The sequence below is a fragment of the Flagellimonas sp. S3867 genome, from assembly GCF_014698935.1.
GTDB lineage: Bacteria > Bacteroidota > Bacteroidia > Flavobacteriales > Flavobacteriaceae > Flagellimonas.
The window spans coordinates 77358-94434 of the sequence record NZ_JACVMN010000001.1 but is presented as its reverse complement, the minus strand read 5'-3'; the positions used below and the strand labels follow the sequence as shown (position 1 = coordinate 94434).

The 17077-nt window shown below is 39.0% G+C and carries 16 protein-coding genes and 1 other RNA gene; 5 read left to right on the top strand and 12 right to left on the bottom strand.

Translation table 11 applies throughout. The annotated features are described in order from the left end of the window. Positions 1-5: 5 nt before the first annotated feature. Together IAG46_RS00450 and IAG46_RS00445 are read right to left on the bottom strand one after the other, a co-directional pair. Positions 6-569, bottom strand: a complete 564-nt coding sequence (locus tag IAG46_RS00450; protein ID WP_190808354.1) for a DUF4126 domain-containing protein — start codon at positions 567-569, stop codon at positions 6-8. A 30-nt stretch (positions 570-599) separates the two neighbouring features. Beyond that, positions 600-2033 (bottom strand): ATP-dependent RecD-like DNA helicase, encoded by a 1434-nt coding sequence (locus tag IAG46_RS00445; protein ID WP_190808353.1) that lies wholly within the window; start codon positions 2031-2033, stop codon positions 600-602. A 194-nt stretch (positions 2034-2227) separates the two neighbouring features. Between IAG46_RS00445 and IAG46_RS00440 the strand changes: the two genes are divergently transcribed. The 3 genes from IAG46_RS00440 to IAG46_RS00430 are packed head-to-tail and all read left to right on the top strand — an operon-like array spanning position 2228 to position 4225. Beyond that, positions 2228-2875, top strand: coding sequence for a hypothetical protein (locus tag IAG46_RS00440; RefSeq protein ID WP_190809718.1), 648 nt, complete (start codon positions 2228-2230; stop codon positions 2873-2875). Next, complete coding sequence (locus IAG46_RS00435; protein WP_223826529.1) at positions 2856-3689, top strand: DUF3822 family protein; 834 nt, start codon at positions 2856-2858, stop codon at positions 3687-3689. The genes IAG46_RS00440 and IAG46_RS00435 overlap by 20 nt, the downstream gene beginning before the upstream one ends. Next, complete coding sequence (locus tag IAG46_RS00430) at positions 3689-4225, top strand: RsmD family RNA methyltransferase (protein ID WP_190808351.1); 537 nt, start codon at positions 3689-3691, stop codon at positions 4223-4225. The genes IAG46_RS00435 and IAG46_RS00430 overlap by 1 nt, the downstream gene beginning before the upstream one ends. A gap of 558 nt (positions 4226-4783) precedes the next feature. Here IAG46_RS00430 and rnpB read toward each other — a convergent pair. Next, an RNA gene (gene rnpB, locus IAG46_RS00425) (RNase P RNA component class A) lies at positions 4784-5087 on the bottom strand. Positions 5088-5194: 107 nt separating this feature from the next. Between rnpB and IAG46_RS00420 the strand changes: the two genes are divergently transcribed. Further along, positions 5195-6955, top strand: coding sequence for a DNA polymerase III subunit gamma/tau (locus IAG46_RS00420; RefSeq protein WP_190808350.1), 1761 nt, complete (start codon positions 5195-5197; stop codon positions 6953-6955). A 200-nt stretch (positions 6956-7155) separates the two neighbouring features. Continuing rightward, on the top strand, positions 7156-7737 hold the full coding sequence (locus IAG46_RS00415; RefSeq protein ID WP_190808349.1) for a tRNA-(ms[2]io[6]A)-hydroxylase: 582 nt from the start codon (positions 7156-7158) through the stop codon (positions 7735-7737). Between the two features lie 2 nt (positions 7738-7739). Here the strand turns inward: IAG46_RS00415 and IAG46_RS00410 are convergent, their stop codons facing one another. From IAG46_RS00410 to rpsA, 9 genes are all read right to left on the bottom strand, one after another. Continuing rightward, positions 7740-8663: a Ppx/GppA phosphatase family protein gene (locus IAG46_RS00410; protein ID WP_190808348.1), complete on the bottom strand. Its 924-nt coding sequence runs from the start codon at positions 8661-8663 to the stop codon at positions 7740-7742. Beyond that, complete coding sequence (gene ppk1 / locus IAG46_RS00405; RefSeq protein ID WP_190808347.1) at positions 8632-10713, bottom strand: polyphosphate kinase 1; 2082 nt, start codon at positions 10711-10713, stop codon at positions 8632-8634. The genes IAG46_RS00410 and ppk1 overlap by 32 nt, the downstream gene beginning before the upstream one ends. Further along, a complete protein-coding gene (locus IAG46_RS00400) occupies positions 10714-11202 on the bottom strand; it encodes a histidine phosphatase family protein (RefSeq protein WP_190808346.1) in 489 nt (162 codons plus the stop codon). It abuts the gene before it with no gap. A gap of 9 nt (positions 11203-11211) precedes the next feature. Next, positions 11212-11859 (bottom strand): pyridoxamine 5'-phosphate oxidase, encoded by a 648-nt coding sequence (gene pdxH / locus IAG46_RS00395; protein WP_190808345.1) that lies wholly within the window; start codon positions 11857-11859, stop codon positions 11212-11214. Positions 11860-12285: 426 nt separating this feature from the next. Next, a complete protein-coding gene (locus IAG46_RS00390) occupies positions 12286-13191 on the bottom strand; it encodes a ribonuclease Z (RefSeq protein WP_190808344.1) in 906 nt (301 codons plus the stop codon). A 127-nt stretch (positions 13192-13318) separates the two neighbouring features. Beyond that, positions 13319-13651 carry a ribonuclease Z gene (locus IAG46_RS00385; protein WP_190808343.1) on the bottom strand — a complete coding sequence of 111 codons (333 nt, stop codon included), beginning with the start codon at positions 13649-13651 and terminating at the stop codon, positions 13319-13321. 4 nt (positions 13652-13655) lie between these two features. After that, positions 13656-14579, bottom strand: a complete 924-nt coding sequence (locus tag IAG46_RS00380; RefSeq protein WP_190808342.1) for an aspartate carbamoyltransferase catalytic subunit — start codon at positions 14577-14579, stop codon at positions 13656-13658. A 6-nt stretch (positions 14580-14585) separates the two neighbouring features. Then, on the bottom strand, positions 14586-15125 hold the full coding sequence (gene pyrR / locus IAG46_RS00375) for a bifunctional pyr operon transcriptional regulator/uracil phosphoribosyltransferase PyrR (protein WP_190808341.1): 540 nt from the start codon (positions 15123-15125) through the stop codon (positions 14586-14588). A gap of 114 nt (positions 15126-15239) precedes the next feature. Continuing rightward, positions 15240-17072, bottom strand: a complete 1833-nt coding sequence (rpsA, locus tag IAG46_RS00370; protein ID WP_190808340.1) for a 30S ribosomal protein S1 — start codon at positions 17070-17072, stop codon at positions 15240-15242. Positions 17073-17077 lie beyond the last annotated feature (5 nt).

The following is a 17077-nucleotide window of genomic DNA, read 5'->3' as shown; positions in this document are numbered from 1 at the left end:
CAAAACTACCGTTTTGGCCGCAATTTGCGATAAATTCTGAAAATAACCACCAAAATCACAATGACCAAAATGGCTGCAATCGGTGGAACTAATATAGAGGCTGTTGAAACTGCCACGGCAGTTCCTGTTTCGATGGTTGATACTACTGGGTTTGCAATTCCGCCTGTGGTAGCAGTGGAGGTTAATCTACCGGCAGCATTGGCGCCTTTAATGGCTGTTGCAGTTCCCCCTCCCGCAATTATTGCCAAGGACCAAGTGACTACTGGATCTAGATTGGCAACGGTCGATACCATAACAGCGGTACCGGCTACTGCAGCTAAGGGAACTGCCAAACTATCCAAGGCATTGTCCACCCAGGGAATAAAGTACGCAAAAATTTCTACAATGGTGGCAACCCCAAAGGCAATAAGGGCAGCAATGCTTCCTATCCATTGCCAATTTTCATTGAGTTCCCATACCCCCAGATAAGCTGCCAAACTTAGTGAGAAAAGAGGGAGAAATACCCTAAATCCAACTGAGGCGGCTAGGCCTATGCCTAAAAATATGCTTATTATGGTATCTGGATTCATGCTCATGGTCATGTCTAAAATAGGATATTCCTAGTCAAGAAAAAAATCATCTTTAAATCCGATTAGGAATAGTTTCTGCTTGGCTCTTGTAACAGCTGTGTATAACCATCGTAGATAATCCTTATCTGGACCGTTCGGCAAATAGGGTTGTTCTACAAATACCGTGTTCCACTGCCCTCCTTGAGATTTATGGCAGGTAATGGCGTATGAGAATTTTACTTGAAGTGCATTAAAATATTTGTTGTTCTTTACACCCAAAAATCGTTTGTAGTTTGATTTTTCATGGGCATAATCCTTGGACACTTCTTGATAGAGCTTGTTTCCATCCTCATACGATAATGAAGGGGTCTCAGCATTTATGGTATCCAATAATAGAACCGTCTCAAAGGGTTTTTGGTTCGGATAATCCACCATTTTCACTTTTACTTCAGCAAATGAAAATCCATATAGTTCCTTAATGGCGAAAAGTTCCAAAATTTCAATAATATCACCATTTGCTATAAAGCCGGCTTCCGAATTGGGTCTTAACCAAAAATAATTGTTCTTGACCACCATCATATAATCTCCAACCGCGATTTCATGGTCCAAAAACAAAATACGCTCTCTTATATTCTTATTGTACAGGTTGGCCCGCTTATTGGATCTTACTATTATGGCTGTTTCTTCTTTTCCGTTTTCAGCGTATGAAGAATCAATAGCTTCTTGTATTTCGGTTCCATCTATCAATCTCACGATATCTTCGTATCTGCTTACGTTGAATTTGAATTCGTCAAAATACTCCGATTGTAATTGTTCTCTTAGATTGGTGGCGTTAAAAAGTATTCCTGAATCATCTTCTTGCCGCATTACTTCATCCAGTTCCAAGGTGTCTACTTCTTTATTGTAGTTAAGCGAAAGTCTTCCTTCTTCCAAAGCGGGGCTCATATCCAGTTTTACTGGAGGCAATTGGGCGGTATCACCTATCAACAAAAGCTTGCAATTATGGCCAGAGTATACATAATACATCAAATCATCCAACAATGAACCATTTTCAAAAAGTTTGGAATCCGCAGGTGTATCGGGTATCATCGAAGCCTCATCAACAATAAAAAGTGTATTACGATGCTTGTTCGGAGCCAAAACAAACTGTACGCCTCCGCCGGCTTGCTTTTTTGGAAAATAAATTTTCTTATGAATGGTAAATGCGTGACTCTTAGAATAGGAAGACATCACTTTTGCAGCTCTTCCCGTAGGTGCCAAGAGTACCGCGCTCATCTTAATTTTCCAGAGGCTGTTTACCAAGGTGCCCACTATGGTAGTTTTTCCGGTACCTGCGAATCCTTTTAAAAGAAACAGCCCATCCCGCTTGCCCTCTAAAACAAATCTAGAAAGTTTGTCTAGGGCCGTAGCTTGTTTCAATGTAGGTTCGTGAGGAAATTTATCCTTAAGGAGGGTTAAAAATCCACTGGAAGTAGGGTCTTTCATAAGCACCTAAAGATAGCATGGATTTTTAAAGCAAAAAGTTTCGTGATTAAAAAAAAATTGTAGATTTGCTTGTAACCGCTAAATTAACTCTCAAAGAAAAAATTAGTATGTTAAGTTTAATTCTTATAGTTGTAGTTATATGCCTCCTGACCATAGGCCTAGTATTTCTAATTGATAGGTTTTTGCCACAAAAGATAAAACCGATTCTAGTTATTGCATTCGGACTTTTGAGCATTTTCTTGGGCTACAAAATTTATCAATCCATCAACGCCCCTATCGAATTTAAAAAGGTCAGAAAAGAAAGATTTTCCAAAGTTATCGCCAAGTTGAAGGACATTAGAGATTCACAAGAAGCGTATAAAACCGTAAACGGTAGATTCGCAAGTAATTTCAACAGCCTTATTCAATTTGTAGATACTGGCAACTACACCATCACGCAGCAAAGAGATTCTTCATTTATGCGTTACAACAAAGTATATCAAATTGATCTACAAGTTGATACCATTATTATTGATACTTTGGGCTTTGTCAAGGTAAGAGATTCATTGTTTAAAAATAATGATAGTTATAAGACCATGATGAACGTTCCTGGAGCGCAAGGAGAGGAAAAATTTGCGATGAAAGCTGATATTATTGATAAGCAGGGGTACAAAGCTCCCGTTTTTGAAGCCAAAATTGCTAAAAACGTAGTGCTATACGACCAACCTGCAGATTTGTTGGCGCGTGAAAATGCCCACCAAAGTGTTGAAGAAGTAAATGGCACAGAAATTATAGTAGGCTCTCTTACTGATGTGAGCACCAATGGAAACTGGCCTCCAATTTATGACAGAAAAGACCAATAATATACCGAAGGCCGAAACCGAAAATACTTTTAAGAAACTGTCCATTCAAATTGGTTTGAATGGACTTTCTTTTTGTGTTTTGGATACTATATCAAATGAAATATTGGCATTTGAAAAAGTGTCGTTTAAAACACCTTCCACTCCCTATTTGATGCTAAAGGAGTTGAAATCTCTTCTCAATCAGGTAGACGGTATCCAAACAAAGTTCTCTGAAGTAGTGGTCATTCATAAAAGTGGATTGTTCAGTCTGGTTCCCAAAACACTTTTTAACAAGGAAGAACTTCCCAATTATTTAAAGTTCAATGCCAAAATAATGGCTACGGACCATATTGTTTATGACGAGATTTCCAATTATGATCTAGTCAATGTTTATGTGCCATTTGCCAACATAAACAATTACATTTTTGACCTTTTCGGAGAATTTGAGTTTAAACACAGTGGCACGGTTTTGATTACAACCTTATTGAATCAAACAAGGGCTTCTGCCGAACCTGTATGCTACGTGCAAGTTTCTGACAAAGAGATGGAAATGGTCGTAATCTCAGATAAAAAACTTCTCTTTTACAATCATTTCGAATATAAAACCGCTGAAGATTTTCTTTACTACTTGCTTTTTGGATTGGAGCAGCTGCATATCGACTTGGAAAAAGTACAGCTTAAGCTGTTTGGTTCGGTGGAGGAAGGTGATGCCATTTTTGATTTATGCCATCGCTACGTACGAAATGTTTCAGTATTCGTACCCATAGACCCAACCTACCCGTTAGAGCAATTGGAAACACAGACTATTGATTTTACAACTTTAAGCTCTCTGTAGTGCGTATCATCTCGGGTAGATATAAGGGCAAAAGACTCATCGCTCCAAAAAAACTTCCGGTCAGACCCACAACCGATATGGCCAAAGAGGGTCTTTTCAATATCCTGAACAATCGTTTTTATATAGATGAACTTAAGGTTTTGGACCTTTTTGCAGGAACTGGGAACATCAGTTTCGAGTTTGCATCTCGTGGAGCAATGAACATTACCGCCGTGGATAGTTATGCTGGCTGTGTACAGTACATCAATAAAATATCGAGAGAATTGGATTTTTCCATAAGCTGTATCAAATCGGATGTTTTTAAATTCTTGGAAAGAACTCAGGAAAAGGCCAATCTAATTTTTGCGGACCCTCCTTATAATTTTGAGGAAGATCAATTTCACAAAATTGCGGATTTGGTTTTTGAGAAAAAAATGCTGCTTGAGGATGGACTTTTGATCATAGAGCATTCCGACCGAACGGACTTGTCAAACAATCCCCACTTTGTGGAATTCAGAAAATATGGTGGAAGTGTCTTTAGTTTCTTTGAACAATAGAAATACTTGTTTCCATGTTCAAAATCTCCCATTCCTGCCAATAAAGTCATCCAACAATACGCCCAGAACATAAAGTAAAAAGATAAACAGGAAAATTAAAAATGTAGAAATCATGTTTAAGGTTGTTTAGAATTTAAATTCCTTGTTGGACCACTTTAAGAAAATTACCCTAAGTACAAATAAATCCACAGGCTAATCAAAGTATTTATGACTCTCATCCAGAAATTGACAAAATTCACCCTGGTTACCATGGGTTATCTCCAAATTTTTTGAAGGATTGACAAATTTCATCAGCCTTGAACAAATGTAAATAAGGGCTAAGGTTGCTAGAATTACTATGATCCAAAAAGCAATCATGAATTAAAGCTACTACTCCAAGTAAAAACCTTAAGTATACAATTGATATATAGCGGTTTAGGATTGACAGAAACCCAATTTGTTGGTGATATTGAAGGAAAATACATCGAAAACCAATGGAGAATCACTGTTTTCTTTCTTTACCAATTAGCAAAAGTATGAGCTAATTTTCGCCACAATGCTATTATGGCTTTTGTATTATATAAAAGCAGGCCATAAGCCGGATTCTGTCGAGCCTTATCATTTATCTAGGTTCTTGGTTGCCCAAAAACTCGAACCGCCTACCCTCCAATTCGGGCGTGCAACCCTCAAACATTGGTTTACATGACGTTTCACCTCATAGAGTTTACATGATTTCACTACAGCCGAACTGTACTTGCTTTCTGTTGCACTGGTCCTCGCTTTTCAACGGACGGATGTTATCCGCTACGCTGCACTATGGTGTCCGGACTTTCCTCCATGTTCTGAACGTGGTCCAGAACAGGGCGATAAGGTGGCCTGCTGATGCAAAGGTAACTCAATTGTTAATAAAAAATAGCTTCCTCCTTAATGCTAATAGCACTTTGCAAGCTCCTATTTTTATATTTGTATTAATGCTAATTTTTTCCTGATTTGGAACCTTTTATCGTATCGGCTCGAAAGTACCGTCCACAGACCTTTAAAGATGTTGTGGGACAGGAAGCTATTACCAATACCCTCCTAAATGCCATTGATCATAATCATTTGGCTCAGGCGCTACTTTTTTGTGGTCCCAGAGGGGTGGGCAAAACAACCTGTGCTCGTATTCTTGCAAAGAAAATTAACCAGGATGGTACAGAACTGGAAGATGAGGATTTTGCCTTCAATATATTTGAGCTCGATGCAGCATCCAACAATTCAGTGGATGATATTAGAAGCCTTATAGATCAGGTTAGAATACCTCCGCAAGTTGGTAAGTACAAAGTGTATATCATTGATGAGGTACACATGCTTTCGCAATCTGCTTTCAATGCTTTTTTGAAGACCCTAGAAGAACCGCCAAAACATGCCATTTTTATTTTGGCGACCACCGAAAAACATAAAATAATCCCGACCATTCTTTCGCGCTGTCAAATTTTTGACTTTAAACGAATTACAGTGAAAGATGCTTCGGAATATTTAAAATATATTGCTGAACAGCAAGGAATTGAAGCAGAAGAAAGCGCTCTTCATATCATTGCCCAAAAGGCCGATGGAGCCATGCGTGATGCACTTTCCATTTTTGACAAGGTGGTGAGCTTTTCGGGAAAAAAATTGACCCGTAAAGCCGTTACCGAAAATTTGAACGTACTCGATTACGATACATATTTCAACACCACTGACCTTATTTTGGACAATAATATTCCACATCTATTGGTATTGTTCAACAAAACATTGTCGTTTGGTTTTGATGGACACCATTTTATTTCTGGTCTTGCATCGCATTTTAGGGATTTAATGGTATGCCAACATCCTGAAACCATTGCTTTACTGGAAGTGGGGGAAGACGTAAAGAAACATTACGAGTCCCAAGCAAAGAAAACCTCAAGGGCATTTTTACTACAAGCTCTTGAAATGGCCAATGACTGCGATTTAAAATATAAAACAAGTAAAAATCAACGTCTTCTTGTTGAGCTTACTTTAATGAAATTGGCTTCCATCTCTTTTAATGGAGAAAAAAAAAAGCCTGAATTCATAATCCCGGCTTCGTTCTTTAAATCGCAAAAAGAGGATAATGCAGCGCCCATTGCACCTCAAATTGTGTCGGAACCCGCAATTGAATATGAACCGGAGCAACCAGAATTAGAACCTGAAACCGAACCTCAGACAGAGCCCGAAGTACACCATCAGGAGGTTAGTGCTCAAATAGAAGTAAAACACCCACCCATAAAGAAAATTCAACTAAAATCTGCGGAAAACAGGGTTTCCGGACTGTCCATTTCCAGTATTAAGGCTAAAAAGGCGCATGAAAATGTAAAAGCTCCTTCCGTAAATGAAGAAGAACTTCCAAAGGAGGCCTTCACTGTGTCGGACATGCAGACGCACTGGAATGATTTTGTCCAGCAATTGGAAAATAAGGGACGCAAAATATTGGCCAGTAATTTACAGACCGATGTGCCCAAGCTAAAAGACGAGCATACCATTTGGATTGAGCTTCCGAACAGCACCATGAAAAAAGAGGTGGAACGAGAGCAAAGTCTTATGATGAATTACCTCAAACAAAAACTGAACAACTATTCCATTTCATTGCAAATTACCGTAAATGAAGAGGTTGCCAAAAAATTCGTTTTTACTCCCGAAGAAAAATACCAGAAGTTAAAAGAAAAAAATCCTGCAATAGACTTACTTAGAAAAGAGTTTGACCTGGATTTTTAATCGTTCTGTCACTTCGAGTGGTTTTGGCCAAGCCGAAATTGTATCGAGAAGTGTACCAAGTCAATTGCTTTGAACATATTGCCTACCAAAAAAAAGTTCTCAATACATTTTCTTCGTACTAAGCGCTTCGGAAATACTCGAACTGAGAACTGATAACTCTTTACGTAATACCGCTATCTTTGTTCTTTAAATCAAAAAGTATGCTTGGTCTTAAATTACCTACCGACCCCAGATGGGTGAATATTGTTGAAAAGAACGTTGAAGAGATTTTAACCGACCATGCCTATTGTGAACAAAAAGCGGCAAGTACTGCTATTTCATTGATTATAGGTTTTCCGGAAAAATCGGAGTTGGTCAAGGAAATGACGGCCTTGGCGCGTGAGGAAATGGGTCACTTTAACATGGTGCACGATAAAATTGTGAAACGTGGTTGGGTCTTGGGTCGGGAGCGAAAGGATGAATATGTTATTGAATTGATGAAATTCTTCCCAAAAGGGGGTAGCAGAGAAACACATCTGGTTCACCGCCTCTTATATGCAGCCCTTATCGAAGCAAGAAGCTGTGAACGATTCCGTTTGCTTTCCGAGGAATTGGAAGATGCCGAATTATCTGAATTTTACCGAAGCTTGATGGTGAGCGAAGCTAATCATTATACAATGTTTCTAAAATTTGCCCGAACCTTTGGCAATCGGGGAGAGGTTGACAAAAAGTGGGAGCAGTTGCTGAAATATGAAGCCAAATTAATGGAGAGCCTAGGAAAAAAAGAAACCATGCACGGGTAATTCTACTCGTAATAAAGGGTTTTAATCATTCCATCAGCCAATCCGATTTTAGGTACATGAATCTTTTTAGCTCCGCTCCATTTAGCAGCGGACAAAAATATTCTAGCTGCTGGTATAATAACATCTGCTCTATCTTGATTCAGCCCTAATTCTGATATTCTATCCTCATAATCCATGCTGTTCAAAAAAAGATATTGGGCATTCAACCAAATGTAAGACAGTGGTTCATCAAATTTCCTGCCCGACATTTTGTGAAGTTTGTTGATATTTCCACCAGAACCTATTATTTCTACTTTGCTATTTTCAGGAATATGCCTTTTTATCCAATCCTGTAATTCTTGCCAAACAGCATCATTTACCAAACCGTTTAAAATTCGAACGGTTCCTATTTTAAAGGATTTGGATACCAACACGTTGCCATTTTCAAAAATGGTGAACTCTGTACTTCCTCCCCCAACATCAACATAGAGGTACAACCTGTCTTTTTTGATAATCTCTTTTAAATCTGTTGAAGCTATGATGGACGCCTCTCTTTTACCGTCGATTATTTCAATCTTGACACCAGATTCCTTAAATACCTTTTTAACAACTTCATTCCCATTTTTGGCTTCTCTCAGTGCCGAAGTTGCACAAGCCATATATTTTTCCACTCCGTAGACCTGCATCAATAAATCAAAGGATTTCATGGTCTTGATCAAACGTTGGAGGTTGTGTTCCGAAATTTCCCCTTTGGTAAAAGAATCTTCACCCAAACGAACCGGAACTCTTATGATTTCGCTCTTTTTGAACGTGGTGGGTTTTTCTTCCTGCTCAATTACATTGTTTACCAACAAACGTATTGCGTTGGAACCAATGTCTATTGCAGCAAATTTTCGAATTATCAAGGCGAGGGGCTTAGGATTCCAATTGGTTTTGATAATACTCATAAAGTGCAAACTGAGACCTCAATTCTGGTTCATTGGCATCTTTTTGCTTATAAGCATTATCCTGCTTGTCCGAAAATACACGGGCCTTAGAATTGTCCCTCCATGAAATATCAAAAGTGTCCAACAATTCTTGTTTGATGTCTGTGTCATAAATCGGACAGCCCACTTCAACCCTGAAATCAAGGTTTCGTGTCATCCAATCTGCAGATGATATATATACGTGAGGGTCTCCGTCATTACCAAAAATGAACAATCTTGGATGCTCCAAGAATTTGTCGACCACACTGATGGCCTCAATGTTTTCACTCATGCCTTCCACTCCAGGTATAAGGCAACATACCCCTCGGATAATCAATTGAACTTTCACTCCTGCCCTACTCGCTTCATACAGTTTGTCGACCATTTTGTACGAAGTAAAGCTGTTCATCTTAATTTTGATATAGGCCTCTTTTCCTGCCCTGGCGTTCTCAATCTCATTATCAATCAACCTCATGAAGGTCACTTTGGTGTAGTGTGGCGAAACAACGAGATGTTTATACTTGTTGATCTTGTAATTGGTCTCGAAGAACTCAAATACGCGATTCATGTCTTTCAAAATTCCCTCATGGGCGGTGAATAAGGTATAATCAGTGTATATTTTAGCTGTAGATTCGTTGAAGTTGCCCGTACTTATAAAGCCGTATCTTTTCAATCCCTCTGCTTCTTCCCGTTCCACAAGGCAAATTTTGCTGTGCACCTTGAGTCCAGGCACCCCAAAAATCAGTTTGACTCCCTCAGCCTGTAATTGGTTTGCATATTCAATATTGGCCTGTTCATCAAATCGGGCCTGTAGTTCAATTTGAACTGTAACTTGCTTCCCGTTTTTAGCTGCATTGATCAATGAAGATGCAACCTGGCTATCATTAGCTAAACGATAGACCGTGATTTTGATACTTCTCACTTTGGGATCTAGCGCAGCTTCCCTTAAAAACTTGGTCACATAGCTGAATGTGTGGTAAGGCGCATAGATCATATAGTCTTTTTGGCTGATCATCTCAAAAAGACTTCCTTTCATACTTAGCCCTTTTACCGGTAAGGCTTCTATTTTTTTGTACATCAGGTCCTCCCTGCCCAAGCTAGGAAATCCCATATAATCCCTTCTGTTATGGTACCTTCCTCCCGGAATCACGCTATCCGTATCTACAATGTTCATCTTGTCCTTAAGAAACTGGAGTGTATCCTTGTCTATTTGTTTGTCATAGACAAAACGGACAGGATCACTGATCTTTCGATGTTCAACACTGGATGATATCTTTTCTATAAAGCTTTTGGTCAAATCGTTATCAATATCCAATTCGGCATCACGGGTAATCTTGATCATATGTGCTGAAATGGATTCAAAATCGAACATGGTAAATACACTGTCCAAACAGAATCGAATCAAATCATCCAATATGATGATGTAATTTTTATCTCCTTCCTTCGGAAGCACAATGAATCTATCAATACCTTTTGGGATTTCAATCAGGGCATAGCGGTTATTCCCGTTTACGCTCATGGTTTCATCATCTTTCATTACCATTTTAACCGCCAGGTAGGCCGCAGTATCCTTTAACAGTGGAAACTCGGTAAGATCGTTCAGAATAATGGTCATCAATTCTTGATTGACCTTTTTGAAAAAGTATTCCCTAATAAATTCTGTCTGGCTCTCGCTTACCTCATTTTCGTTGATAATGAAAATATTCTCCGTTTTAAGCTCTTCTTCAATGCTTTTAAGGATTTCGAGACTTCGAGCTTGCTGGTCGATAACAATTTTGGTGATTTCTTCGAGCAAGTCTTTGGCTTTTTCTCCTCCAAGAACGCTTTTTCCTTTTTTACCTGCATCAACAATACGTTTTACCGTAGCGTATCTTACCTTGAAAAATTCATCGAGATTGTTGCTGAAAATTCCCAGAAACCTCAATCTATCAATCAGGGGAACTCTTTTATCGGCACTTTCTTGAAGTACCCGTGCATTAAAATGCAACCAACTTATTTCCCTGTTTACGTATTCATTTTTGGTTTTTACCATTTATCCTCTTAAGTGTTTCGGAAAAATAATTTGTTCAGTGGTTCCTTTTGAAATTTCTGCCCAGTTATTTACATCAAATATAATTTGAACCAAACCAGCAGTAGGAACGTTGTCAATATACTGATCTCCCCAAGCATTTGCAAGGGATGTAAAGGCATAATTGTGTCCAAAAACGGAAATGGTGTCATATTGGTTATCCAAATTTTCCACGAAATTCTGAACACTACCTCCGGAAAAATCATAAAGTTCTTCGGTGACTTGAAATTTATCGAAAGAAAAACCAATGTTTCTGAGAAAAATTATGCTCGTATGCAATGCTCTATTTGCGTGACTTGAAAACGCAAAATCAATTTGAATGTCCTTTTTGTTGAATTCCTCAGATACCAAATGTGCATCGTTGATTCCTCTTTCTTTTAGCGGCCTGTCCTTGTCTGAAACTTCATATTCCCATGAAGATTTACCATGCCGCATCAGTATTATCCGCTTCATACTTTCTAATTAGGGTGCTAAACGTTCTATTTTCCAATCAAAATCTTTTTGAAGTGTGTATCGAATCCTATCATGTAATCGATTGGGGCGGCCCTGCCAAAATTCAAAAGACACCGGTCTTACCAAATATCCTCCCCAATAATCGGGTCTAGGTACTTCTTTTCCTTCATATTTCTTTTCCAAAGCGTCTAATTTCTCTTGCAAAAACCTTTTTGAAGGAATTACTTCACTTTGATCCGAAACAACAGCTCCAAGTTGACTTCCCACTGGTCGGGATTCAAAATATCCGTCAGAAAGGTTTTCCGCTATTTTTTCGGCATTGCCCTTTATAATTACCTGACGCTCCATATTGGGCCAAAAGAATGATAGGCACATGGCTGGGTTTTTATCAATAGCCTTCCCTTTTTCGCTTTTATAATTGGTATAAAAAATAAAGCCTTCGTGGGTGTATTTCTTCATCAAAACAACCCTGTTTTTTGGAAATCCATCCAAGCCAATTGTTGAAACCGTCATGGCGTTGGGTTCATCCAATCCATCCGTCGCTTCTATTTCATAAAACCATTTTTGAAATTGCTCCATGGGATTTTCCTTAATGGAACCCTCGGTAAGCTCACTTTTTTTATATGATTTACGATAATTGCTCAGGTCTTTTTGCATCACACATTCTTATGGCTACCAAATTTCAGCAAAAGAATGGAGATTAAAAAGGTTGGATAGGTTTGTTTTTGCAATTGTCAGGTAGGGCAGCCTGTACTGAGCCTGTCAAAGGAGGAGTGGAGATGTAAAAGGCTCCTCACCCACATGCCATGAGCGTAGTCGAAGGGACGGAGAGGGTCGAAACTTCGACAAGCTCAGTGTGACAGCTCAGGATGACAGGAAAGGAGCAAAAATTTCAAAAAAGTGTTCGTGGAAATCGGCGAAATTCGTGTCAAGCCAACCATACAAAAAAAGCTCCTCCCCTTGCCCAAGGGGAGGTGGTTCCAATTTTAATTGGAATCGGAGGGGATTGAAAAAATAGTATTGAGCTACCCTTTCCGTTCCATTTCGTGGAACACCTTTCCCTGCAGAGGGAAAGGAACAAGTTTAAACCTCAAAAGATTTGCCGTCATCTGCCAGTTCGACCTGGGAAAAAACCTTGGAGGCTTCTTCTTTAAAAAGGTCGATGGATTTATATCTGGTAGAGTAATGTCCCAATATTAGTTTGCCAACATTTGCCTTTTCAGCAATTTGTGCAGCCTGTGATGCCGTTGCATGTTTTGTTTTGGCTCCCAAATGCGATTCTGACTCTAAAAACGTAGACTCATGATAAAGCAAATCCACATTTTTTATAAGGGGTAAAATGGTTTCGTTATAGGCAGTGTCACTGCAAAAAGCGTAGCTTTTAGGTTTTGGAGGGTCACTGGTCAAATCGGCATTGGAAATGATTTCACCATTCTCCTGTACTCCATTTGCTCCATTTTTAATGTTGTTGTACTGGTTTCTATCAATTTTATATTTTGAGGCGGCTTCAATATTCAGTTTTCGTGGTAGCGGTTTCTCCTTAAACAAGAAACCATTGGTATATACCCTATGATCCAACGGTATGGTTTGCACGCTAACCGTTTCATTATCAAAAATGAGTTGGGATTCCTTACTTTCCAGTTCGTGGAAAATTAACGGATAATTTGTCCAAGAATCACCCAGTTTTAAAAATAAGGTAATGGCCTCTTTTATCCCCTTGGGTCCATAAATATGCAATGCAGACTCTCTGCCCAAAAGTCTAAAAGTGGAAATTAGACCTGGTAATCCAAAAAAATGGTCTCCATGCAAATGGGAAATAAATATGTTTTTTATCCTTGAGAACTTGATTTTGTTCTTTCTAAGTTGAACTTGTGTACCCTCTCCGCAATCTATCAAGAAAAGATGCTTTCTAATCTCAAGTACCTGCGATGTAGGATTGGTGAAGGTGCGTGGGGTTGCGGAATAACAGCCTAGAACAGTAAGTTTCATTTGATTTGGGTGAAAGGTGAAGGATGAAAAAGCGAAAGGAAATAGGTTACGGAATATTGTAGAAACAAATAAATGCTTCCAAATTTTTCCGCTCTTAATTTATCATTCAACACTTTTGATTTAAAATTTAGATTCCTAGATCCCGTTCTATTTCTTCCATTTCAATAAGGTCTTTTGCCTCTTGAATTGTGGGTACAACACTGATTTCTTCCGGAATTTCGTTATAAGCTACTTTGTTGGTAACCAAAACAAAAGATTTATTGGATTTTTTGTGGGTGTTGGAAATATCCAAAAACTCTAGAATATCATTTGTCGTTAGTTTGCTAAATGAGAAAAGGTTTACCACAATATTATCATGTTTCAACTTAGGGTATGCCTTTCTTAGATTTTCCATAAATGTGGAAAGCGAAATCTTTTCTTGAAAAACAATGGTTGTTGTTCCTTCTTTGTTGAAAATCATTTTACTACTTTTTTGCTGCCAATAAATACATTACCGCCATACGAATCGCCACTCCATTTTCTACTTGTTCCAAGATGATGGACTGGTCGGAATCTGCCACGTCACTTGTGATCTCCACTCCCCTGTTGATTGGTCCTGGATGCATGATCACAATTTGCTTGTCCAAACTGTTTAAGAGTTGTTTATTGACCCCAAACTGTTGTGTATATTCTCTTGTTGATGGGAAATAACTGATGTCCATTCGCTCATTTTGCACGCGTAGCATATTGGCCACGTCGCACCATTCAAGTGCTTTTCTCAAATTAGTTTCAACCTTCACCCCTAATGATTCTATGTGTTTAGGAATCAATGTTTTAGGACCACAAACTTTTACATTTGCACCTTGCAACTTTAGGGCAAAGATATTGGACAAAGCAACACGGGAATGTAAAATATCACCTACTATGACCACATTTTTACCTCTGATATCTCCAAGTTTTTCTCTTATGGAGTACGAATCGAGCAGTGCCTGGGTTGGGTGTTCATGGGCTCCGTCACCGGCATTAATAATTGAGGCATCCACATGTTTCGATAAAAATATACCTGCCCCAGGGTTGGGATGGCGCATTACTACCATATCCACTTTCATCGACAGGATGTTGTTTACGGTATCAATCAGTGTCTCTCCTTTTTTAACCGACGATTGGGATGCCGAAAAGTTGACCACATCGGCCGAAAGTCTTTTTTCTGCTAGTTCAAACGACAGTCTGGTACGCGTACTGTTTTCAAAAAAGATGTTTGCAATAGTGGTATCACGTAGCGTAGGTACTTTTTTAATGGATCTGTTGATGACCTCTTTGAAATGATCGGCCGTTTCAAAAATGAGTGCTATATCCTTTTTATCAAGATATTTTATTCCTAGCAAGTGATCTACACTTAATTCACTCATTCTTTGTTATTTGCTTACTAAATACACAATGTCTTTTCCATCATTTTCCTGCCACATCACCTTCACTTTCTCTTCGTTAATGGCATCTACTTGTCTGCCTCTATAATTGGGTTGTATGGGCAAATGTCTACTGAACCTTCTATCAATCAATGTTAGCAATTCAATATCCGACGGTCTTCCGAAGGACTGAATGGCTGTCAATGCCGCCCTAATGCTCCTGCCGGTATACAAAACGTCATCTATGATGACCACGTTTTTATCTTCGACCAAAAAATCGATTTTGGTAGTGTTTGCCTTTAATGTTTTTTCTCCTCTTCCAAAGTCGTCACGATAAAATGTGATGTCCAAGAAACCGAGTTCAATGTTCTTCACCTTATAGTCTTCACGAAGAATTTTAGCCAATCGTTCGGCCAAATAAACACCTCTAGGTTGAATACCTATTAATGCCGTATTACTAAAATCTAAATGGTTTTCAAGAAGTTGACAGGCTAAACGGTGAAGTATGATGTTGATTTCTTTGGAGGTAAGAAGTACTTTTTGACTCATTTGCTGTGCTACCGTCTCAGTTGGGTACAAAAGTAAACAATTCTTTAAAATGAACGGAATATAAAAAAGCCCCGTTGTTTCCAACGAGGCCTTTAGTATGTAAAGAAAGTCTGATTACTTTTTGGAATCAGCTTCCATTTTGTCTTTCAATGCTTGCAATTGCGCATTGGCATCACCTAATGTTGGTGCAGCTTCGTCAGAGGATGTAGAACGCTTTTTGGCAGATCTAACATTTCTTTCTTCCTGCTCCCTAAAGATAGCAGTGTGACTAGCAACAACTCGTTTAAAGTCTTTGTTGAACTCAATGATCTTGAAATCAACTTCTTCTCCCTTTACAAGTTTTTTACCATCTTCTTTTTCCATGTGACGGGAAGGAACGAATCCTACAATATCTTCATTGAAGTTTACGGTAGCTCCTTTGTCAACAACTTCTGCAATTGCTGCTTTGTGTACAGTTCCCTCAGCAAACTCTTTGGAATATTTATCCCAAGGGTTCTCAGTGGTTTGTTTGTGACCAAGGCTCAATTTGCGTCCTTCCACATCCAATTCCAATACCTCAACTTCCAATGTGTCACCTACAGTAACAAACTCTGATGGATGCTTGATCTTCTTGGTCCAAGAAAGGTCTGAGATATAAATCAATCCGTCGATTCCTTCTTCCATTTCAACAAACACACCGAAGTTGGTAAAGTTTCTTACAATTCCTTTGTGTTTAGAACCTACAGGATATTTGGAAGTGATATCGGTCCATGGGTCTGGCGTTAATTGCTTAATACCCAACGACATTTTACGATCTTCTCTATCCAAGGTCAATACTACAGCTTCGATCTCATCTCCTACCTTTACAAAATCTTGTGCAGATCTTAAGTGGGTAGACCAAGACATTTCTGAAACGTGAATCAATCCTTCTACACCTTCGGCAACTTCGATAAAGGCACCGTAATCAGCTATAACTACTACTTTACCTTTTACTTTGTCCCCAATTTTGATCTCGTCACCCAGGGCATCCCAAGGATGTTTCTCCAATTGCTTAAGACCTAACTGGATTCTTGATTTATTGTCATCAAAGTCAAGGATTACCACATTCAGTTTCTGGTCTAGTTCAACAACCTCGTTCGGGTGGTTGATTCTGCTCCAAGAAAGATCGGTAATGTGAATCAATCCGTCTACACCGCCAAGGTCGATAAACACCCCGTAGGAAGTAACGTTTTTCACGATACCTTCCAATACTTGACCTTTTTCTAACTGCCCGATGATTTCCTTTTTCTGCTCTTCAATGTCAGCTTCAATCAACGCTTTGTGTGAAACAACAACGTTCTTGAACTCGTGGTTGATCTTAACCACTTTAAATTCCATTGTTTTGCCAACATATTGATCGTAATCACGGATAGGCTTCACATCGATTTGAGAACCTGGCAAGAACGCCTCGATTCCAAATACATCTACGATCATACCTCCTTTGGTTCTGCATTTTACAAAACCTGTTACAATCTCTTCTTTATCATGGGCAGCGTTTACTCTGTCCCATGCCATGATGGTTCTTGCTTTTCTGTGAGACAGTACCAGTTGTCCGGTTTTGTCTTCACGGATATCGATAAGTACCTCAACTTTATCCCCTACTTTAAGATCAGGGTTGTAACGGAATTCGTTTAAAGAGATAACTCCTTCCGACTTGGCATTGATGTCGATGATCGCTTCGCGATCGGTCATGTGAACCACTTTTCCCTTCACTACCTCTTCATCGGCAGTATCAACGAAATTTTCCTCAACAAGTTTTTCAAATTCGCTCAACTTGCTGTCATCAACTTTTTCAATACCTTCCTCATACTTGTCCCAATCGAAACTTTCCAAAAATTCCTTAGGATCTTGTTGGGTGGTAACTTCTTCTTTTACTTCTGCTGTTGCGGTAGTTTCTTCTACTTCAACTTTTGCTTTTTCTTCAGCCATCTGCT